The sequence below is a fragment of the Agromyces sp. Marseille-Q5079 genome, from assembly GCF_051016555.1.
Lineage (GTDB): Bacteria > Actinomycetota > Actinomycetes > Actinomycetales > Microbacteriaceae > Agromyces.
On record NZ_JBPEJF010000002.1, the window covers coordinates 162,211 to 179,028 of the forward strand.

The 16,818-nt window shown below is 72.0% G+C and carries 17 protein-coding genes, 1 tRNA gene and 1 riboswitch; of the genes, 6 read left to right on the forward strand and 12 right to left on the reverse strand.

All coding sequences use genetic code 11. The features are described from left to right. Positions 1-13 precede the first annotated feature (13 nt). Both ACR3IO_RS04540 and ACR3IO_RS04545 read right to left on the reverse strand, forming a co-directional pair. Complete coding sequence (locus tag ACR3IO_RS04540; protein WP_434069986.1) at positions 14-658, reverse strand: DNA-directed RNA polymerase subunit beta; 645 nt, start codon at positions 656-658, stop codon at positions 14-16. Between the two features lie 63 nt (positions 659-721). After that, the gene (locus tag ACR3IO_RS04545; protein ID WP_434069987.1) at positions 722-1,183 is read right to left on the reverse strand and encodes a hypothetical protein; all 462 of its coding nucleotides are present in this window, start codon (positions 1,181-1,183) and stop codon (positions 722-724) included. Positions 1,184-1,320: 137 nt separating this feature from the next. Between ACR3IO_RS04545 and ACR3IO_RS04550 the strand changes: the two genes are divergently transcribed. Then, positions 1,321-1,396, forward strand: a tRNA-Lys gene (locus tag ACR3IO_RS04550). A gap of 421 nt (positions 1,397-1,817) precedes the next feature. Here ACR3IO_RS04550 and ACR3IO_RS04555 read toward each other — a convergent pair. After that, positions 1,818-2,858, reverse strand: coding sequence for an LLM class F420-dependent oxidoreductase (locus tag ACR3IO_RS04555; protein WP_434069988.1), 1,041 nt, complete (start codon positions 2,856-2,858; stop codon positions 1,818-1,820). A gap of 261 nt (positions 2,859-3,119) precedes the next feature. Here ACR3IO_RS04555 and ACR3IO_RS04560 point away from each other — a divergent pair, with 261 nt between their 5' ends. After that, positions 3,120-4,298: a MarP family serine protease gene (locus ACR3IO_RS04560; RefSeq protein WP_434069989.1), complete on the forward strand. Its 1,179-nt coding sequence runs from the start codon at positions 3,120-3,122 to the stop codon at positions 4,296-4,298. A gap of 64 nt (positions 4,299-4,362) precedes the next feature. Here the strand turns inward: ACR3IO_RS04560 and ACR3IO_RS04565 are convergent, their stop codons facing one another. Both ACR3IO_RS04565 and ACR3IO_RS04570 read right to left on the reverse strand, forming a co-directional pair. After that, positions 4,363-5,289 (reverse strand): aldose 1-epimerase family protein, encoded by a 927-nt coding sequence (locus ACR3IO_RS04565; RefSeq protein WP_434069990.1) that lies wholly within the window; start codon positions 5,287-5,289, stop codon positions 4,363-4,365. After that, positions 5,286-6,113 carry a DeoR/GlpR family DNA-binding transcription regulator gene (locus ACR3IO_RS04570; RefSeq protein ID WP_434069991.1) on the reverse strand — a complete coding sequence of 276 codons (828 nt, stop codon included), beginning with the start codon at positions 6,111-6,113 and terminating at the stop codon, positions 5,286-5,288. Before ACR3IO_RS04570 ends, ACR3IO_RS04565 begins: the two co-directional genes overlap by 4 nt. 83 nt (positions 6,114-6,196) lie before the next feature. Between ACR3IO_RS04570 and galT the strand changes: the two genes are divergently transcribed. Together galT and galK are read left to right on the forward strand one after the other, a co-directional pair. Further along, a complete protein-coding gene (gene galT, locus ACR3IO_RS04575; protein WP_434069992.1) occupies positions 6,197-7,372 on the forward strand; it encodes a galactose-1-phosphate uridylyltransferase in 1,176 nt (391 codons plus the stop codon). Continuing rightward, complete coding sequence (gene galK / locus ACR3IO_RS04580; protein WP_434069993.1) at positions 7,369-8,535, forward strand: galactokinase; 1,167 nt, start codon at positions 7,369-7,371, stop codon at positions 8,533-8,535. The genes galT and galK overlap by 4 nt, the downstream gene beginning before the upstream one ends. Before the next feature lie 24 nt (positions 8,536-8,559). Here galK and ACR3IO_RS04585 read toward each other — a convergent pair whose 3' ends face one another. Both ACR3IO_RS04585 and ACR3IO_RS04590 read right to left on the reverse strand, forming a co-directional pair. Then, on the reverse strand, positions 8,560-9,132 hold the full coding sequence (locus tag ACR3IO_RS04585) for a GNAT family N-acetyltransferase (RefSeq protein ID WP_434069994.1): 573 nt from the start codon (positions 9,130-9,132) through the stop codon (positions 8,560-8,562). Beyond that, positions 9,129-9,668, reverse strand: a complete 540-nt coding sequence (locus ACR3IO_RS04590; RefSeq protein ID WP_434069995.1) for a YbaK/EbsC family protein — start codon at positions 9,666-9,668, stop codon at positions 9,129-9,131. Before ACR3IO_RS04590 ends, ACR3IO_RS04585 begins: the two co-directional genes overlap by 4 nt. A 57-nt stretch (positions 9,669-9,725) precedes the next feature. Between ACR3IO_RS04590 and ACR3IO_RS04595 the strand changes: the two genes are divergently transcribed. Further along, positions 9,726-10,262: a gamma carbonic anhydrase family protein gene (locus ACR3IO_RS04595; protein ID WP_434069996.1), complete on the forward strand. Its 537-nt coding sequence runs from the start codon at positions 9,726-9,728 to the stop codon at positions 10,260-10,262. Here the strand turns inward: ACR3IO_RS04595 and ACR3IO_RS04600 are convergent. Genes ACR3IO_RS04600 through ACR3IO_RS04610 form a run of 3 tightly spaced genes read right to left on the reverse strand, consistent with a single transcriptional unit; the run spans position 10,197 to position 13,719 of the window. After that, complete coding sequence (locus tag ACR3IO_RS04600; RefSeq protein ID WP_434070562.1) at positions 10,197-11,570, reverse strand: DUF6716 putative glycosyltransferase; 1,374 nt, start codon at positions 11,568-11,570, stop codon at positions 10,197-10,199. The two genes, ACR3IO_RS04595 and ACR3IO_RS04600, sit on opposite strands and share 66 nt — an antisense overlap. Then, a complete protein-coding gene (locus tag ACR3IO_RS04605; protein ID WP_434069997.1) occupies positions 11,570-12,442 on the reverse strand; it encodes an N-acetylneuraminate synthase family protein in 873 nt (290 codons plus the stop codon). Before ACR3IO_RS04605 ends, ACR3IO_RS04600 begins: the two co-directional genes overlap by 1 nt. A 14-nt stretch (positions 12,443-12,456) precedes the next feature. Then, positions 12,457-13,719 carry a cytidylyltransferase domain-containing protein gene (locus ACR3IO_RS04610; RefSeq protein ID WP_434069998.1) on the reverse strand — a complete coding sequence of 421 codons (1,263 nt, stop codon included), beginning with the start codon at positions 13,717-13,719 and terminating at the stop codon, positions 12,457-12,459. A gap of 223 nt (positions 13,720-13,942) precedes the next feature. Here ACR3IO_RS04610 and ACR3IO_RS04615 point away from each other — a divergent pair, with 223 nt between their 5' ends. Then, entirely contained in the window at positions 13,943-14,404 is a 462-nt protein-coding gene (locus ACR3IO_RS04615; protein WP_434069999.1) for a hypothetical protein, read from the forward strand. 78 nt (positions 14,405-14,482) lie between these two features. Here the strand turns inward: ACR3IO_RS04615 and ACR3IO_RS04620 are convergent, their stop codons facing one another. Beyond that, positions 14,483-15,367, reverse strand: a complete 885-nt coding sequence (locus ACR3IO_RS04620) for a bifunctional methylenetetrahydrofolate dehydrogenase/methenyltetrahydrofolate cyclohydrolase (protein ID WP_434070000.1) — start codon at positions 15,365-15,367, stop codon at positions 14,483-14,485. A 7-nt stretch (positions 15,368-15,374) separates the two neighbouring features. Next, positions 15,375-16,649, reverse strand: coding sequence for a serine hydroxymethyltransferase (gene glyA, locus ACR3IO_RS04625; protein WP_434070001.1), 1,275 nt, complete (start codon positions 16,647-16,649; stop codon positions 15,375-15,377). 71 nt (positions 16,650-16,720) lie between these two features. After that, positions 16,721-16,802: riboswitch (ZMP/ZTP riboswitch) on the reverse strand. Positions 16,803-16,818 lie beyond the last annotated feature (16 nt).

Genomic DNA, 16,818 nt, shown 5'->3' on the forward strand with positions numbered 1-16,818 from the left:
CCTGGCGAACCGGTCAGTCGAGCGAGTCGCGACGCCAGAGCCTGGCGCACGCGATGAGCTCGTCGGCGAGCTGCGTGAGGCGAAGGGCGCGCCGCGTGAGCTCGCCCGGACGATCGGGGTGCACGGAGTCCGAGGCATCGGCGTCGTCGGCGATGCTGGCGAACCCTGCTGCGACGACCCGGCAGAAGGCCGCGGCGCGATCGAGCGCGACGGCGAAGTCGCCCGTGAACAGTCCGGTCAGGATGCGATCGGCGAGTTCTCGGACCTCGTCGGGGCCGGCCGGGGCCGGCGCGCCGGCGACGACCTGGTCGATCGTGTGCGACACCGCGGCCCCGCGCTGGTAGCCGAGGCTCACGCCCTGCGGGTCTTGACGGATGAGGGTGCGCAGCAGGTACACGCGCCAGAGCGCACCGGGCAGGCTCTTGGCCGAGGCATGCGACCAGAGCTCGGCGATCGCATCGATGCCGTGCTCGTCGGTGTAGGACACGAGTCGCGCGACCACCTCGGGGTCGGGATCTTCGCGAACCCGCGCGAGCAGGGCCGACGCGGTGTCGTGCGCCATGCGGCTGAGCTGCGCCGGGTCTTCGCCGCCCACGATCGCGTCGAACTTGTGCGGGGCGAACCTGGTCGGCCGGTGGAAGCTGTCGTCTGAAACCATCGCGCGCCACCCTACTCCGCCTGCCAGGGTGACCGCCGACTTCGCCGCAAGGGCAGTCCACCGTCATCGTCCGGTCTCGCCCGACCACATCCGGCTGCGCCAATCGCCGCCGAGTCGCTCGTAGGTGACGCGGGCGTGGCAGTTGCGACACCGGACGTCGCATTTCGCGATCTCATCGCTGACCCGTCGCCAGGAGTACGCCGCCTTCGCGAGCTTCATCACCTCGGCCGCTTTCTCGACCCCGTCGCGATGATCGAAGTCGAGGACGCGGAGGTCCCTCTCGCCGCAATCGACGCAGGGGTGTTGGAGGAGGTACCGCCCGATGCGTTCGAGGTGGGCCGACCTCGTCTTCGCCACCTGCGCGGCGACTGCGCGCCGGTGGTGCTCGAGGTTCTCGAGGTAGTACCGCTTGGCGCGGGCGCGATTGCAGGCGCGACAGACCGACTGGTAGCCGTCTGGCGAAGCACGCCGCAGGTTGAACTCCGCGTGCGTACGGGGGACCCCGCACGTCGAGCATCGCTTCATCGCCGCTCCTTCGTTGCGCGCCCGCACACAGCCACGCCCGGTCCGACATCCGCGCGGATCCGCCACGATACGGTGCGCCACCGACATCGACTCGCAGAGCGCAGCGCTCGTGCTGGAGCAGGCTATTCTGGTTCGGCGGGCCTCTAGCTCAGTTGGCAGAGCAGCGGACTTTTAATCCGCGGGTCGTGGGTTCGAGCCCCACGGGGCCCACCAGATCTCCTCACGCAGGCGCGCACGACGGCTTCGGAGCGCAGGCTCACGAACTGCTCGGCCATGGCCGCCGACGATCGGGGACGTTCATTCGGGGCACCGCCCGACGGGGGTCCGGCCCCGTCACGGCGAGGTTCGGACGCTCCCGTCCCGGCGGCTCCTCCCCAAGTGTCCCCTTGGTTCGCACAACCTCGTGCGAATACGCATCACGGTACGCCTGGAGGCGCCGTTTCACCAGTGTTCGCGCGCGAATCTCGGTGAAATCGACCAGAACGAAACATCCGTTGTCTCATGCCACAAGGGAGAGCGCTATCACGCTGTCGCTGCAGCACAGCGGGAAACGCCTTCCCGACCCGCGTGGCCGATCGCCACGAACATCGGACGACCGGCGGACGACCGGGCGGACGACCGGCCGCGCGACCGGTCAGCCGACGATGCCGCGGAACGCCGCCATGAGCGCGACCCGCTCGGACGACGAGCGCGCGAGCGGCGTGACGGCGAGCGTCGTCACGCCGGACTCGCGGAACGCGGCGACGCGCTCGGCGACCTCTGCGGCCGTGCCGATGAGCGAGATCGCCCGGACGAGGTCGTCGGGCACCGCGGCGATCGCCTCGTCGCGACGGCCCTCGAGGTAGAGGTCCTGGATGCGCGCGGCATCCGCCTCGAAGCCGTAGCTCGAGATGAGGTCGTTGTAGAAGTTCTTGCCGCGCGCGCCCATGCCGCCGACGTAGAGGGCGAGCTGCGGCTTCACGAGCGGCAGCACCGCCTCGGCGTCGTCGGTGATCGCGAGCGCCGGACTCGCGTACACGTCGAGCGCCCCGAGCTCCGCCGAGCGCTTCGCCGTGCCCGCGGCGAGCGCGTCGCCCCAGACCTCCGCCGCCTTCCCGGGGTGGTAGAACATCGGCAGCCAGCCGTCGGCGATCTCGGCCGTCTGCTCGACCGACTTGGGCCCGAGGGCCGCGACCGAGATCGGGATGCGGTCGCGCACCGGGTGGTTGATCAGCTTCAGCGGCTTGCCGAGCCCGGTGCCCTCGCCCGCCGGCAGCGGGATCTGGTAGTTGCGACCCTGGTGGATGACGGGCTCACGACGCCACGTCATGCGGCAGATGTCGATGATCTCCCGGATGCGGCCGACCGGTGCGTCGTAGCGCACCCCGTGGAAGCCCTCGATGACCTGCGGGCCGGAGGCCCCGATGCCGAGCTCGAACCGGCCGTCGCTGACGTAGTCGAGACCGGCGGCGGTCATCGCCGTGAGGCTCGGCGTGCGCGTGTAGAGCTGCAGGATGCCGGACGCGAGCGTGATCGTCGACGTGCGCGCCGCGAGGAACCCGAGCTGGCTGACCGCGTCGAACGAGTACGCCTCGGGCATCGCGATGAGGTCGACGCCGGCCCGCTCGAGCTCGACGACCTCATCGGCCACCTCGCGGAATCCGCCTGCGTAGTTCAGGAACATGCCGACGCGCATGGGTCACTCCTCATCGTGTGAACGCCCGATCGTTCCCGGGCTGGTGTCGAGGCTAGCCTCTCCCTCGCTCCGGGGGCGGTTCGATTGTGCGGCATCCACGATCACGCCCTCGGTCGATGCCGCGCGCTTGGTGGATACTCGCGAACCGCGGACGGAACGCGCCGACGGGCTCGCAGCAGGCTCCGAGGCGGATGCCGCAGGCTGGTGGTCGCGCCCATGCCTGGCGCCGACGAACCTCGACCCGACGAACGGAGCACCCGGATGGACTGGAGCCTGGTGCTGGACGTCGTCCTCATCCTCGTGCTCATCGGTGCGATCGTGAACGGCTACCGTGCTGGCCTGCTGCGCACCGCCGCCGGGCTCATCGGCGTGCTGCTCGGCGCGACGGCCGCGGCCTTCGTCATGCCGTGGGTCGCCGGACTCGTCACGGCGCCGGAGTGGCGCGCTCCCGCCGCGCTCGGCGCGGCCCTCCTGCTCATCGGCATCGGCGCATCCATCGGCGGGGCGATCGGCGCAGCCCTCGGGCGCGGCGCGGTGGCCGTGAAGCTCGGCGTCGTCGATCGGGTGCTCGGCGCCGCGGGCAACCTCCTCGTCACGGTGTTCGTGGTCATGCTCGTGGCATCCGGCGTCTCGACGATGGGCGTGCCGGTGCTCTCCCCGGCGATCGCCGGTTCGCGGGTGCTCTCGGCGGTCGAGGCGCTCACGCCCGAGCCCGCGCAGCGATTCCTCGCCGAGGTGCGCACCGCGGCCATGGGCGAGGCCCTGCCATGGCTCGTCGACGTGCTCGAGGTGCCCGACGTGGCTCCCGAGGTTCCCGTCGGCGACGTCGACGATCCCGAGATCGTGGCGGCCGCGGCATCCGTCGTGCGCATCACGGGAACCGCGTTCGAGTGCGGCGTCTCGATGTCGGGCAGCGGATTCGTGATCGCACCCGACCGCATCGTGACGAATGCCCACGTCGTGGCCGGCGTCGACGAGCCGGTCGTCGAGACGCCGGGACACGAGGCACGCTCGGGGCGCATCGTCGCCTTCGACGCCGGTCTCGACCTCGCGGTGATCGCCGTCGACGACCTGGACGCCGCCGCACTGCCGGTGGCCGACCCCGGCGCAGGCGCGGCGATCGCCGTGGCCGGGTACCCGTTCGGCGGGCCGCTCGACCTGCGCCCAGGAAGTGTCATGTCCGAGGGGCCGGTCACGTTCCTGGAGGATCGCGGCTCGTCGACGCGCGACGTGATGACGCTCGCCGCGGTCGTCGACCACGGCAACTCGGGCGGGCCCGTGCTGACGGGCGACGGCGCCGTGGGCGGCGTGGTCTTCGCGAAGTCCGACGGCGTCGAGAACGTCGGCTTCGCGATCCCGGTTTCGACGCTGACCGCCTTCGCAGGCGACGTCTCGTCGCTCGACGCACAGGTCGAATCGGGCAGCTGCGCGGCCGGCTGACCGCGTCGGCTCGATCGGCGCGCGGGCCGGCTCGCTCGGCGCGCGGGCCGGCTCGCCGCGTCCTCTACTCGGCGGTGAACCCCTCGAAGCGGATGCCCCATGAGAGCTCCCAGGCCTCGCCCGGGTCGAGCCAGCGCAGCCCGCGGCCGGAGTTGAACGCCTCGGCCGGCGCGGTCATGGGCTCGATCGCGATGGCGACCTCTTCGCCCGGGAAGTTGCGGCTCGTGTAGACCTGCACGTACTCGAACTCGTCGTCGGCCCAGACCGAGATGCTGCGTCCGTCGGGCGCGGTGAGCGAGTGCAGCACCTCGCCGTCTCGGCTCTCGACCTCGCCGAACGCGTCGTCGAGCACGAGATCGGCGACCCTGCGGCCCTCGCGAAGGTCCCATTCGGTGCCGTCGACGGGGATCTCGCCGGTCGGCAGCAGCCGCTCGTCGACCTCGATGTGACTCGCCGCGTGGAGCCTCAGCGTCAGCTCGCCGGTGGGCACGTCGCCGATCTTGAGGTACGGATGCGTGCCGACGGCGACCGGCGCCGCCTCGCCGCCCTGGTTCTCGAAGTGGTGCGTGACGCGCAGGCCGTCGGACACGAGCTCGTAGTGCACGGCCGTCTCGAGCAGGTACGGGTAGCCGAGCTGCGGGTAGATCGTCGCGGCGAGCGTGACCGAGTCGCGCTGCTGGTCGACGACCCGGTACTCGGTGTAGCGGAGCAGCCCGTGGATGGCGTTGTTCAGCTTGGGCTCGGTGATCGCCAGGCGGTGCTCGACGCCGTCGTTGGTCCACACGCCGTCGCGGATGCGGTTCGGCCACGGCGCGAGCACGATGCCCGCACCGCTCGGCGGGGGGACGTCTTCGGCGAAGGGCGGCACCAGGTCGATGCCGTTGAGGGTGAGGGTGCGAATGCCCGCGGCGACGGCGGTGATGGTCGCGCTGAGGTCACCGCTCGCGGTCGAGGTCTCGAGCACGAACTGCTCGCCCGTGGGAAGCGTCATGCCTCCACTCTAGGGTCTCGTGCCAGCAGGGTCGCGAGCCCGGCCTCGCGCAGTTCCTCGAGGAGCGCGGGCGGCGCGGCGGCATCCGTGATCAGGGTGTCGAAGGCGTCGACCGCGGCGATCCTGCCGAGGTGGACCTCGCCGAGCTTCGACCCGTCGGCGACCACGATCGAGCGCGCCGACGCCTTGAGCATGAGCGTCTTCACCGAGGCCTCGGGCAGGTTCGCGTTCGTGACGCCGTGCACGGGGTCGACGCCGTTGCAGCCGATGAACGCGAGGTCGACATGAACCTCGTCGAGCATGGAGCCGGCGAGCGGATGCACGAGCGAATGCTGCTTGGGCCGCAGGCTGCCGCCCGTCACGATCACGGTGAACCGAGGGATCTCGGGTTCGAGTTCGAGGGCGATCGAGAGTCCGTTGGTGAAGACGGTGAGGTCGTCGAGGTCGTCGCGGGCGCGCAGCGCGCGGGCGATCTGCAGGGTCGTGGTGCCGACGTCGAGGATGACGCTCTGGCCGCTGCGGACGAGGGATGCCGCCTCCCGACCGATGAGGCGCTTCGGTTCGACGGATGCCGCGAGCGCCTCCTCGAAGCTCGGTTCACGTTCGGGGCGCTCGGCCTCGATGTGCGATGCGGCCGGCACCGCACCGCCGTGCACGCGCCGGATCGACCCCTGCCGCTCGAGCGCGTCGAGGTCGGCGCGTGCGGTCACGGTGGTCACGCCGAACACGCCGCTGAGTTCGGCCACGCGCACGAATCCGCGTTCGGCGACGAGGGCGAGGGCCCGTTCGCGGCGCTCGGGCGCGGGAAGTGCGGCATCCGTCATGGTCGAATCCTGAACGACCGATGCAGATTTTGCAATACGAAACCCTGGTTGTTTGCAAAACGAAAAGCGCGTAGGGTTGCCGCGTGCACGACACCGAACCCGTCTCCGACGCCCGCATCGCGGTCCGCGAGGCCAAGCTGGCCGACGGACGCGACCTCATCTACTTCGACGACGCCGACACGGCGCTCCCCCCGGAGCGCGCGGTCGACGAGCGCGCCCTCGACCCCAGGCCGGCGAACGCGCACATGCGCCAGGACCCGCTCACCGGCGAGTGGATCTCGATCGCCGCAGCCCGCCAGAACCGCGTCTTCCTGCCGCCCGCGCACCTCGACCCGCTCGCGCCGCAGACGGCCGACAACCCCTCCGAGATCCCGAGCGTCTACGACGTCGCCGTGTTCGAGAACCGCTCCCCCTCGTTCGGCCCCGAGCTGGCCGACCCCCACGCGTCGAGCGCCGAGACGCTCGCCGACCTCCGCCGCATCGGCCTCGAACGCACGCGCAGCTCGGTCGGTCGGTGCGAGGTCGTCTGCTTCAGCCCGGCGCACGAGGGCTCGTTCGGATCGCTGAGCCGCTCGCGAGCCCGCACAGTCATCGAGGCGTGGGCGCATCGCACGGCCGCCCTCTCGGCGCTGCCGGGCGTCGAGGAGGTCTTCCCGTTCGAGAACCGCGGGCGCGAGATCGGCGTCACGCTGCCGCATCCGCACGGGCAGATCTACTCCTACCCCTATGTGACCCCGCGCACCGAGCGCCTGCTCGCGGCCATCGACGACTACGGTCCCGGTCTCATGGCCGACATCCTCGAGCGCGAGCGCAACGGCCCGCGCGTGCTCATCTCCGGCGAGCACTGGACTGCGTTCGTGCCGTTCGCCGCCCGCTGGCCCATCGAGATCCACCTGCTCCCCCACCGTCACGTGCCCGACTTCGCCGCGACGACGCTCGCCGAGCGCGACGAGCTCGCCGGCCTGTACCTGCGACTGCTGCGGGGCGTCGACCGGCTCTACGACACCCCCACGCCGTACATCGCCGCGTGGCACCAGGCACCGGTGCACGAGCACCGCGACGACGTGCGCCTCATGCTGCAGCTCACGAGCCCCCGCCGCGCGGCCGACAAGCTCAAGTACCTCGCCGGCTCCGAGGCCGCCAAGGGCGCCTGGATCGGCGACGTCACCCCCGAGGCCGCGGCCGAGGCCCTGCGGAGCGCCATCGCCGACGCCGATGCCGATGCCGCCACCACCACCACCGAAGGAACCCGAGCATGACCGAGGCCACGCCCATCGACGAGACCGCCGCAGGCTTCAGCGAGCGCTACGGGCGCGCCCCGGTCGGCGTCTGGTCGGCGCCCGGGCGCGTGAACCTCATCGGCGAGCACACCGACTACAACGACGGGTTCGTCTTCCCGTTCGCGATCGACCAGCGCGCGGTGGTCGCGCTCGGTGCGCGCGACGACCGGGTCGTCCGCGTCTCCTCCACCTTCACCCCCGAGGCCGTCGAGATCCACCTCGACGACCTGACACCCGAGTCGCTCGACGGATGGTCGGCCTATCCGCTCGGCGTCGCCTGGGCGCTCGGGCAGTTCGGCGCCGACCTCTCCACGGTGCCCGGCGTCGACCTGCACATCTCGAGCTCGGTGCCCGTCGGCGCCGGGTTGTCCTCGTCGGCCGCGATCGAGAGCTCGATCGCGCTCGCCCTCGACGACCACTGGAACCTCGGACTCGACCGCCCCACCCTCGCGAAGGTCGGCCAGCTCGCCGAGAACCGCGTCGTCGGGGCGCCGACCGGCATCCTCGACCAGTCGGCCTCGCTCCTCTCGCACGCCGACGCGGCCGTGTTCCTCGACTGCCGCAGCCTCGATGCCGAGGTGATCCCGCTCGGGCTCGTCGCCGACGGCCTCTCCATCCTCGTCATCGACACGAACGTCACGCACGCGCACGCCACCGGCGGATACGCGGCCAGGCGCGCGTCCTGCGAATCCGGCGCGAAGACGCTCGGCGTCGAGTCGCTGCGCGACGTGCACGTGGGTGACCTCGACCGGGCCGCCACCGTGCTCGACGAGGAGACCTTCCGACGCGTGCGACACATCGTGTCCGAGAACCAGCGCGTCCTCGACACCGTGCGCACGCTCCGCGAACACGGCGCAGGCGCCATCGGACCGCTCCTCGACGCCTCGCACGTCTCGATGCGCGACGACTTCGAGATCACCGTGCCCGAGATCGACCTGGCCGTGAGCACCGCGCAGGCGCACGGCGCGATCGGCGCACGCATGACCGGCGGCGGCTTCGGCGGCTCCGCGATCGCGCTCGTCATCGACGCACTCGTCCCGGTGATCGAGCGCGAGGTGCGCGCGGCGTTCGCCGAGCAGGGCTATCGGGCGCCCACGACGTTCGTGGTCCGGCCGAGCGAGGGCGCACGCCGCGACGCCTGAGCGAGCCGATCGACCGGGCCCGGCTCAGCTCGTGGCGCGCCACTCCTCGGCGAGGATCGCGTAGGTGAAACCGTCGACCCAGCCGAGCTCGGCGTGCCACGAGTCCCGCACGCCGTGCTGCTCGCGGCGCATGCCGACCTTCTCCATGACCCGCCACGATGCGCGGTTGTCGGTGAAGCATCCGGCGGTGACCCGGTGCAGCCCGAGTTCGGTGAACGCGAGGTCGAGCAGGGCACGGGCGATGTCGGTGGCGTAGCCCTTCCCGGCGTGCGCCGGATCGATCAGGTACCCGAGCAACCCCTCGGACCTGCGCCAGGCGTCACCGCCGAACTGTCCCATGCCGTCGCTCACGTCGAGCGACCCGGTGCCGATGATCGCGCCGTCGACGGCGGCGAGCACCGCGTGCTGGTCGGGATCGTCGATGCTCTCGAGCCACGCCGTCACGTACGCCTCGGGGTCGACCGTGGTGCGCAGCAGCCAGCGCGTGACCTCGGGCTCGTTGCGCCACTCAAGCGCGCGCTCGAGGTCGTCGCGCGTCGGAGGTCGGAGCTCGAGCGGCCCGGCGAGGCGCGGCCAGGCCACCTCGCCGGCCGTCACGGCGTGGCCGCCTTCGGCGCCTCGACCGGATGCGGCGTGCCGCCCGTGATGCGGACGAGCTCGTCGAAGGTGGTGGGGAACACGGTCTTCGCGTGGCCTGCGGCGGCCCACACCTCGTCGTAGCGCTCGAGGTCGATGTCGACGAACGTGCGCACCGGCGCCGGATGCCCCACCGGGGCGACGCCGCCGATGACCTGACCGGTGGCGGTCTTCACGGTCTCCTTCGACGCACGGCCGATCTCGCCGCCGAGGCGCCGGCCGAGCCATTCGGTGTCGACGCGGTGCGCCCCGGAGGTCAGCACGAGGATCGGTTCGCCGTCGAGCGTGAACAGGAGCGAGTTCGCGATCTGCCCCACCTCGACGCCGAGCGCGTCGGCCGCGAGCTGCGCGGTGGTCACGGCGTCGTCGAACCACACCACGCGGGGCTCGACGCCCTTCGCGGCGAGCGCGTCGACGACGGCGTCGACGGCGGGATGCCTCGGGACGGGCGTCGCGGCGGCGGACACGGACTCGGTGGGGATCGCATCGGTCGGCATCCTCCGATCCTACGAGCGCCCGGGGCGCACCCCGATCCATCCGCATAGGCTGTCGGCATGACTGCCGATCCGTCCTCCCGCGTGCTCACGATCGCCGATGTGCCCGCCCCCGACCTCGATCCGTCGGCGTTCGTCGCAGCCGGAGCCGTCATCGTCGGCGATGTGCGCCTGGCTGCCGAGTCGAGCGTCTGGTACAACGCCGTGCTGCGCGCCGAGACCGAGCCGATCGTGCTCGGCGAGCGCTCCAACCTGCAGGACACCGTCGTCTGCCACGTCGACCGCGGCTACCCGCTCACGATCGGCGCCGACGTCTCGGTGGGGCACGGGGCCGTGCTGCACGGCTGCACGATCGAAGACGGCTGCCTCATCGGCATGAGCGCGACCGTGCTGAACGGCGCGGTGATCGGCGCCGGTTCGCTCGTCGCCGCCGGCGCGGTCGTGCTCGAGGGCACGGTCGTGCCGCCCGGCTCGCTCGTCGCGGGCGTTCCGGCCAAGGTCCGCCGCGAGCTCACCGACGACGAGCGGGCGTCACTGCACCGGAACGCGCAGGCCTACCTCGGTCACGTCGCCCTGCACACCGCCCCCGTCGACTGACGCGTCGACCGCGGTTCGGCGCACCGGGGCCACGAACGCTGCGGGAGCGCCCGCCAGTCGGCGGCGAACCCTCCGCAGTCGACGGACGACGCCGCGCGCCGGGACGCCAACGCCCCACGCGAGCGCGCCGAGCAGGCTCCGATCGTGCTCGCCCAGCATCCGCCGCCGCTCGAAGGCGACGCGCAGCCTGCCGCCCGACAGGTCGCGACGACGCACGAGGCGCCGGAGCGGCACGACCCCCCGCGCCTCGACGAAGGACTCGAGCCGGCGGACCCAGTCGTCGGCCTGCGCGGCGTGGAAGTAGTTGTCGGCGAGCCACGCGGCATCCGCGGTCCTGAACCGCCCGGCGACGAGGTCGCCCGTGGAGCCGAACAGGCCCGATCCCTCGAAGACCGTGTTGATCATGGCGGGCGAGACGCCGTAGTCGTCGACGAGCAGCGTCGGGATGCCGAGCGCGATCGACTCGAGCGCCGCGGTCGAGCTCACGGTCACGAGGGCGCCCGCCCGTTCGAGCCGCTCGGCCATCGGACCGTCCTCGATCACGAGGTTCGCAGGCGCGTCGACCTCGGGCACGAGGTCGGCGTAGTCGAAGGTCTCGGCGTGCGTCTGCGCCTCGCCGCGACGCGCGCGGACCTTCACGACCACGCGCCGGTCGGGCTCGCGTCGGGCGAGCTCGGCGAAGGCCGAGAGCAGGTGCACGCGCTCGTCGCGCTCCGTCGGCACCTTCGCCTGCGTGGCGAAGACGACGTCCGTGCGATCGGCCGCCGCGTCGCGCTCGCGCGGGGAGCCGAGGAACGGCAGCGTCGCGAGCGCGAACGTCGTGCCGAACCCGAGCTCGGCGGCGTTCGCCCGGAATTCGCGCACCTCGCGGCGGCTGTGCAGCACGATCAGGTCGGTCTGCTCGCGGTAGATCACGGCCTTGGGCACCGCCGGGATCGTGAGGCCCGGGAACCCGCTCACGAGCACCGGCCGGTTCGGCCGGCGCTCGATGCGCGGGGCGACGACGCGCACGAACGGGCCGCGCAGCGAGAGCAGCACCGCGTGCGGATCGAACACGTCGAGCAGCCCGTCGAGGTCGTCGAGGTGCAGCACGCGCGTACGACTCGGCGAGAACCCCGTGCCGGCGAGCGCGTGCCCGAGTTGCGTCGGGCTCGGCTGCACGGGCGAGGCGAGCACCACGAGCTCGACGTGCCAGGGCTTCGCGAGCTTCGAGGCGAGCGCCGCACCCCACTTCACGTACGAGTCGGAGTCGGCCACGACGAGCAGGCGTCGGCTCGCGGCATCCGTCGCCGGCCTCGGGGCGAACATCACGCGGGGACCCGGCGCAGCTTCGCGCGCGGCGCCTCCTCGCCGGGGAACACGCGCTTCACGCCGTCGCCCATGGCATCGCCGATGATGCGGATGTCGCGCACGAGGTGCTCGAACCCCTGCGGCTCGAGCGAGGCCGCCTGGTCGGAACCCCACATGGCGCGGTCGAGCGTGATGTGGCGTTCGACGGCGACCGCGCCGAGCGCGACGGCCGCGAGCGAGATCTGCAGCCCGCGCTCGTGGCCGGAGTAGCCGATCGGCACGCCCGGGTACCGCGAGTGGAGGGTGTCGATCATGCGGAGGTTCGCCTCCTCGACGGGCATCGGGTAGCTCGAGGTGGCGTGCATGAGCACGAGGCGGTCGGTGCCGAGGCGGTCGACGGCCCGGTCGATCTCCTCGATCGTGGACATGCCGGTCGAGAGGATGATCGGCTTGCCGGTCGCGGCGAGCGCGTCGAGCAGTTCGAGGTCGGTGAGGGAGGCCGACGCGACCTTGTGGGCGACCACGTCGAGGCGTTCGAGGAACTCGACCGACGGCACGTCCCACGGGGACGCGAACCAGTCGAGGCCCGCGCGCATCGCGTACGACGCGATCTCGAGGTACTCGGCCTCGCCGAACTCGACGCGGTGCCGGTACTCGAGGTAGGTCATCGTGCCCCACGGGGTCTCGCGCTCGACGTCGCGCATGTGCTCGGGGGTCGCGATCTCGGGCGTGCGCTTCTGGAACTTCACGGCCTGGGCGCCGGACTCGACGGCGACGTCGATGAGGCGCTTGGCGATCTCGACGTCGCCGTTGTGGTTCAGCCCGATCTCGCCGATCACGTAGACGGGCTGACCCGGGCCGATCAACGAGTGTCCGATGCGTACCGACATGTGGTGCTCCTTCGTCATCGCGCGGTGGCGTGTTCGCGGTGGTCTGCCCGCCGGGCGGCGAGTTCCCGTGAGGTGAGGATGAGGTCGGCGATCTCGCGCACGGCACCGTGGCCGCCCGTGCGATCGAGCACGTGCCTCGCGGCGACGAGCACGTCGGGCACGGCGTCGCGCACCGCGATCGGCCATCCGACCAGCTCGAGTGCCGGCAGGTCGTTGCGGTCGTTGCCGACGTACGCGATGCGTTCGAGGCGGATGCCGCGGCTCGCGGCCCAGTCGGCGAGCGCCTCGCCCTTCGCATCGACGCCGTGCAGGCATTCGACGCCGAGCTTCTCGGCGCGACGCGCGACGACGGGGTTCGCCTCGGCGCTGAGGATCAGCACCGGAAGGCCCGCCGCCCGCAGCCGCGCGACGCCGGCACCGTCGGCGCGGCTGACCCGCACCGACTCCCGGCCGAGCGTGTCGACCCAGGCCGTGTCGTCGGTGTGCACGCCGTCGAAGTCGGTGACGAGCGCGTCGACGTCGATGATCGGATGCCGGTGCCGCGGGTCGCCGGTCGCGTCGATCGACGGGGCGAGGAGCACGGCGCGGGCGAGGTCCGCGGCGTCGTCGACCTCGATCGCGTGGTCGGGATGCACCCGCTCGATGCCGATGCGGCCGAAGAAGCGGTGGCTCGCCTGCACGAACCCGTCGACGCGCATGACGTAGAAGGCACCGGTCTCGGCGAACTCGGGCGTGCGATCCTGGCGGCGCGGGCGGGCGGATGCCTCGTGGTTGACGCCGACGGCGTTCTCGCCCGTCTCGCTCCAGAGGAACACGTGGCTCGGCACGGCCGAGAACACGACGTCGTCCCGGCCGTCGAGCACGCGCTCGACCGCCCGATCGAGCGCCGCGCGGTCGATGAACGGCGAGGTCGCCTGCAGGAACACGAGCACCTCGGGCCGGACGCCGGTGTGGGCGGCGACGCTGTGCACCGCGTGCAGGAGCGCCGACTCGGAGGTCGCCGTGTCCGTGGCGAACTCGTCGGGACGCCTGACGACGCCCGCTCCCGCGGCCCTGGCGGCGTCGGCGATTCGGTCGTCGTCGGTCGAGACGAGCACGGCGTCGATATGGCGGGCGGCGTTCGCGACGCGCACCGCGCGCGTCACGAGCGGGACCCCGCCGACCTCGGCGAGGTTCTTGCCGGGCAGGCCCTTCGAGCCGCCCCGCGCGGGGATCACCGCGATCACCTGCGGGGCGGGGTGCATGGCGCGGCCGAAAGGCCGCCCGTCATCGAGCATGCTGCGACGCTACGGGCGACGCCTTGCCGCGGGATGATCGGGCGGTGAACGGCCGGCGACCGGGAGACGACGCGCGCCACCGTGACGCGCCGGGCGCGATCCGCTGATACGGCGACCCCTCAGTGCCTCTCCGGAGGCCGGGGTCCGGGACAGCCCGCTGGGCTCGATCGTGCCCGGCGCGTAGACCGAGAGCACCAACGATCACTCTCTCTGGAGGCCAGAAATGCGCGCCGTCGATCTCCTCATCAACCTGGGCCGGATCCCTCCGGCCGCGTGGGATGCGATCATCCCGCACACCCACCTGCCCGCGGGCGCCTTCCGCTCCCGCATCGACGCGGTCGCCCTGAACCCGCAGCCGCTGCCGCCCATCGCCGAGGTCGGGTTCGCCGCGGCCGAGGCCGCGAGCCATGTCGCCGCGCTCGCGATCGACGCCGAGGTCCGCGGCGAGTCGTCGTCGGGCTTCGTGACGGAGTTCATCGACGACTGGTGCGGCACGCCGTGGCCGCGCAAGTGGCCGGGGCCGCGTCCGCGCCCGCAGTGGGACGACCTCGAGGTGAGCGTCGGCCGCACCGTCGGCGCCCTCGTGTTCGCGAACATCGGGGCCCGTCTCGGCGACTCGGAGCTCGGCAAGGTGTTCACCGAGGGAGCCGAGAAGCTCGCCGAGGCGTCATCGGTGGGCCTCTGACCACGACCACCACGTCGAACGGCGGATGCCGCGGGCCGAGGCCTGCGGCATCCGCCGTTCGTGTGCGAGTCGGGCCGGCTAGCGCGCCAGCCGCAGCTCGGCCGCCTTGACGACGTTCGCGAGGAGCATCGCGCGGGTCATCGGACCGACGCCGCCGGGGTTCGGCGAGAGGTGGCCGGCGATCTCGGCGACCGCGGGGTCGACGTCGCCCGTGAGACGACCCTTGCCCGTCGTCTCGTCGAGCACGCGCGTGATGCCCACGTCGAGCACGGCCGCGCCCGGCTTGACCCAGTCGGGCTTCACGAGGTGCGGCACGCCCACGGCGGCCACGACGATGTCGGCCCGCCGCACCTCGGCGGCCAGGTCGACCGTGCGCGAGTGCGTGAGCGTGACCGTCGCGTCGAGGCCCTTGCGGGTGAGCAGGAGGCCGAGCGGGCGCCCGACCGTGATGCCGCGGCCGATGACCGTGACGTGACGGCCCGAGATCGGCACGTCGTAGCGCTGCAGCATCTCGACGATGCCCGCGGGCGTGCACGGCAGCGGCGAGGCGAGCTCGCCGCCGACGCCGAGCACGAGGCGCCCGAGGTTGGTCGGGTGCAGCCCGTCGGCGTCCTTGTCGGGGTCGATGAGCTCGAGCATGGCGTTCTCGTCGTGCCCCGACGGCAGCGGGAGCTGCACGATGTAGCCGGTGACCTCGGATGCCGCGTTCAGGTCGGCGATCGCCGCCCGGACGTCGGCCGGGGTGGCCGTGGCCGGGAGGTCGACGCGGATCGACTCGATGCCGACCTCGGCGCAGTCGCGGTGCTTGCCGGCGACGTACGAACGCGAGCCGGGGTCGTCGCCGACGAGCAGCGTGCCGAGCCCGGGCACCACGCCCGCCGCCCGCAGCGCGGCGATGCGCGCGGCGAGCTCGGACTTGACGGCGGACGCCGTGGCGACCCCGTCGAGGGTGATGGCGGTCATCGGCGGCCTACTGGGCGAGGCCCGGGTAGAGCGGGAACGCCGCGGTGAGGGCCTCGACGCGCGCGCGGAGCTCCGCGACATCCGCCTCGCCCTGGAGCGCGAGCGCGATGATGTCGGCGACCTGCGTGAACTCGGCGTCGCCGAAGCCGCGGGTCGCGAGCGCCGGGGTGCCGATGCGCAGGCCCGAGGTGACCATCGGCGGGCGCGGGTCGAACGGCACCGAGTTGCGGTTCACGGTGATGCGCGCCTCGTGGAGCAGGTCTTCGGCCTGCTGGCCGTCGATCTTCGAGTTGCGGAGGTCGGCGAGCACGAGGTGCACGTCGGTGCCACCCGTGAGCACGTCGATGCCCGCGGCACGCGAGTCGTCGGCGGTGAGGCGGTCGGCCAGGATCTGGGCGCCGCGGATGGTGCGCGCCTGACGGTCCTTGAACTCCTCGGACGCCGCGATCTTGAACGCCGTGGCCTTCGCCGCGATCACGTGCATGAGCGGGCCGCCCTGCTGGCCGGGGAACACGTTGGAGTTGAGCTTCTTCGCGAGCTCGGTGTCGCGCGAGAGAATGAAGCCCGAGCGCGGGCCGCCGATCGTCTTGTGCACGGTGCTCGACACCACGTCGGCGTACGGCACCGGGCTCGGGTGCAGGCCCGCGGCGACGAGGCCGGCGAAGTGCGCCATGTCGACCCAGAGCTTCGCGCCGACCTCGTCGGCGATCGCCCGGAACGCGGCGAAGTCGAGGTGACGGGGGTACGCCGACCAGCCGGCGATGATGACCTGCGGCTTGTGCTCGAGGGCCTTGTCGCGCACCACGTCCATGTCGACGAGGAAGGTCTCGGGGTCGACGCCGTAGGAGACGGCGTTGTAGAGCTTGCCCGAGAAGTTCAGCTTCATGCCGTGCGTGAGGTGGCCGCCGTGGGCGAGCTCGAGGCCGAGGATGGTGTCGCCGGGCGTCGCGATCGCGCTGAGCACGGCGGCGTTGGCGGTGGCGCCCGAGTGGGGCTGCACGTTGGCGTACTCGGCGCCGAAGAGGCTCTTCGCGCGCGCGATGGCGAGCGACTCGGCGACGTCGACGAACTCGCAGCCGCCGTAGTAGCGGCGGCCGGGGTAGCCCTCGGCGTACTTGTTCGTGAGCACCGAGCCCTGCGACTGCAGCACGGACACGGGGACGAAGTTCTCGCTCGCGATCATCTCGAGGTAGTCGCGCTGGCGACCGAGCTCGAGCACGAGCACCTCGGCGATCTCGGGATCGACCTCGGACAGGGGGGCGTTGAAAACGGACTCGGCCAAGACTGGCTCCTTCAGTGACGGTACGGACCAAACGAGGGTTCTGCCTCGTGCGACTCGCGCGACGAAGCTTCCGTACCGGCCCAGGCGTGCGGTCGATACCTGCCAGTCGCTCCCCGATGGGAATCCATCTCAACGCCAGTCGCGACCCCGCAAGCATAGCAACGGATGC

Excerpts from the sequence above, each read along its gene's own strand:
- ACR3IO_RS04540 (WP_434069986.1), bottom strand. The coding sequence starts at position 658 with ATGGTTTCAGACGACAGCTTCCACCGGCCGACCAGGTTCGCCCCGCAC.
- ACR3IO_RS04545 (WP_434069987.1), bottom strand. The coding sequence starts at position 1,183 with ATGAAGCGATGCTCGACGTGCGGGGTCCCCCGTACGCACGCGGAGTTC.
- ACR3IO_RS04555 (WP_434069988.1), bottom strand. The coding sequence starts at position 2,858 with ATGCGCGTCGGCATGTTCCTGAACTACGCAGGCGGATTCCGCGAGGTG.
- ACR3IO_RS04560 (WP_434069989.1), top strand. The coding sequence starts at position 3,120 with ATGGACTGGAGCCTGGTGCTGGACGTCGTCCTCATCCTCGTGCTCATC.
- ACR3IO_RS04565 (WP_434069990.1), bottom strand. The coding sequence starts at position 5,289 with ATGACGCTTCCCACGGGCGAGCAGTTCGTGCTCGAGACCTCGACCGCG.
- ACR3IO_RS04570 (WP_434069991.1), bottom strand. The coding sequence starts at position 6,113 with ATGACGGATGCCGCACTTCCCGCGCCCGAGCGCCGCGAACGGGCCCTC.
- galK (WP_434069993.1), top strand. The coding sequence starts at position 7,369 with ATGACCGAGGCCACGCCCATCGACGAGACCGCCGCAGGCTTCAGCGAG.
- ACR3IO_RS04590 (WP_434069995.1), bottom strand. The coding sequence starts at position 9,668 with ATGCCGACCGATGCGATCCCCACCGAGTCCGTGTCCGCCGCCGCGACG.
- ACR3IO_RS04595 (WP_434069996.1), top strand. The coding sequence starts at position 9,726 with ATGACTGCCGATCCGTCCTCCCGCGTGCTCACGATCGCCGATGTGCCC.
- ACR3IO_RS04600 (WP_434070562.1), bottom strand. The coding sequence starts at position 11,570 with ATGTTCGCCCCGAGGCCGGCGACGGATGCCGCGAGCCGACGCCTGCTC.
- ACR3IO_RS04605 (WP_434069997.1), bottom strand. The coding sequence starts at position 12,442 with ATGTCGGTACGCATCGGACACTCGTTGATCGGCCCGGGTCAGCCCGTC.
- ACR3IO_RS04610 (WP_434069998.1), bottom strand. The coding sequence starts at position 13,719 with ATGCTCGATGACGGGCGGCCTTTCGGCCGCGCCATGCACCCCGCCCCG.
- ACR3IO_RS04615 (WP_434069999.1), top strand. The coding sequence starts at position 13,943 with ATGCGCGCCGTCGATCTCCTCATCAACCTGGGCCGGATCCCTCCGGCC.
- ACR3IO_RS04620 (WP_434070000.1), bottom strand. The coding sequence starts at position 15,367 with ATGACCGCCATCACCCTCGACGGGGTCGCCACGGCGTCCGCCGTCAAG.